The organism is Oligoflexus sp. (genome assembly GCF_035638955.1).
Classification (GTDB): Bacteria; Bdellovibrionota_B; Oligoflexia; order Oligoflexales; family Oligoflexaceae; genus Oligoflexus.
In genome coordinates this window covers 1-2,145 of record NZ_DASQYZ010000054.1, presented here as the reverse complement: position 1 = coordinate 2,145, position 2,145 = coordinate 1, and the positions used below count along the sequence as shown (strand labels likewise).

Genomic DNA, 2,145 nt, shown 5'->3' with positions numbered 1-2,145 from the left:
GTATCAAGATGCTAAGTCGAACGAGAAAAGGCCTCACACTTCTTGGGAGGAATGACCCCTGGGCAGTTTGCACAGACTAAAGGATTGAAATTGGCAGGATAGATTCAAGTTAATTCTGGAAGAATTTCAGGGGTATGCTCGTTTGGGATGCCGATACCCAGTAGCCATGGACTTGCTCCTTTCAGTAGCAAGGATAGAAGCCCATGCTTAGCATAACTGCCCTGGTCTCGGCCTCGTCTGGATCTATCTCAAAGCGTTCCACTGACCCATCCTTCAGGGTCTTGCAAAGAGCGTTTTTAGGGGCGTCTTCCTTTGGCTCGCTATCATCAGTTCCACAGGCGTATACACATAAAGCAAGGGTCAAAGTAAAACGCTTCATTTCCATTCCCTTGGTTCGTCGTGCAAATAGAGGTTCACAGCCCCTGTGTATAATATTACGATGCCTGATGCTTTGTGCACAGTGATCAATCCAATTCATTGCCTTGCAGGCGTTGAGTAGGGATTGAAACAAAGCCGAAATAAAAACCCCCAGAGGATGAGTCTGGGGTTCGGAATTTATGGTTTAATGTGTGGCGGAAGCTTTTGTGGAGTCTGATTTGTTCCTGTATCACCCTTAGGCCCAGGGACTTTGTCAGGATCATAGTGGTAGAAACCAGGACGCTCGAGCTTTTCGCCCGGCTCCAGGATGGGCTTGCTGTCAGCTGGTACGTTGCTGTCGATCAGCTCGAACTTCTTTTTCCAGTTGGCGCAATACTGTCGACCATAATATTTTTCGTCACAGAGACCTTTTTTCAGGTTAGCCTCTGCATCACGCTTCTTTTGAGCGTCAGATCTGTTATCGGCGCTGCCGCCCTCATCGTATGTTTTGGTGCCCTCTCCTTTTAGTTTTTCTTTATGGGCATCAAAAATACAGAGAGCCATTGGATCATAATCTGGGTCCTCTTGGGTAAAGTCTACCCACATGCTTCCATCACTTGTCTTTGAAGGCTCGCCAGCCCATTTCCCGCCGTCGGTGGTTTTTATAGAATTTCCTCCGAAATCATCATTTGAAGACGACTTTGGAGTTTTTGACGAGCCTGTATCCGAGGGTTTTTTCGGGGAAGATGACGAACCGGATTTGTCTGGCTTGCTTTCCTCTTTTTTCGGAGCATCAGGCTGATAACTTTCGTTCTTGATCACCTTGCCCGAAGAAGCCACACAATTCGGCTTGTTGCGCGGACAGTAAATATTCGGATTTACACCTGCCAACTGTGGGTCGTCGTAGGCAGCTTTATAATATTCATCCCATTTTTTGTCTAACGTGGCCTGATCCATAGGACCTTTTTCGGTGGCAGTGCCTTTTTCAGATGTTCCAGATACTCCGGCATTGCCACTCATTTCAACACTCGCACCCACGCCAACGCCAACAGCTCCGCCAACGCCAAGCGAACCTGTGCTGGTGGTTGTATGGCTGCTGGTAGTTGAAACGGTTCCGTATCGACTCTTTAGACTGTTGATTTGTGCGGCTGCATAGGTGTTCCCCGCTCCTTCGCGTGCTTCTTTGCTCCAATTATGCCTGTGCAAGCCATCTTCTTTTGAGTGCTCATAATTTTGGTGCCAAACCCCTGGTACACCATTACCTCCTACTTGATGAGCAATCGGCGTAATCGCAAACTTGTTTACCTGACTGATTGTGGAATCTATGCAGCCTTTTGCTTCCTCGATAAGCCCATTGTTGACTATATCTGAAGCACAGTCAGCAGGGTTTGCATAGCCGCCCATTCTGCAAAAAGTAAGCGCTACGGCTTCATCAGAAGCAGAATCGGCGTAATACAATTGATGGCCAAAAGCTCGACCTGATAGCAGAGTCAAAAGGGCAAAAGAAACTAATGTGTATCGATTCATTTGTTACCTTCCGAGAGAAGCTTACAACTATTCGGATACCTGGCCACGCAGCACTTGTCAATCAAAGGGACTAACCATTGATCTGGCGCCAATTGCCTATTTGCCTTGCGGTTAAGAAAGCTGGTCCTTCCGGGTTTTCCGTGGGGTGGCGCCGAGAATTTCGTTAATATCCCCGTAATATATGGGGAGAATTGTCGATGAAAGATACAGAGCTTTACCGACAAATTTTAGGCCTGCAGAATCCGTGGTATGTCGACGATG

1 protein-coding gene is annotated in these 2,145 nt (G+C 47.5%); it reads right to left on the bottom strand.

Translation table 11 applies throughout. The features are described from left to right. Window positions 1-555: 555 nt before the first annotated feature. The gene (locus VE954_RS05450) at window positions 556-1,884 is read right to left on the bottom strand and encodes a hypothetical protein (protein ID WP_324950482.1); all 1,329 of its coding nucleotides are present in this window, start codon (window positions 1,882-1,884) and stop codon (window positions 556-558) included. Window positions 1,885-2,145: the final 261 nt, after the last annotated feature.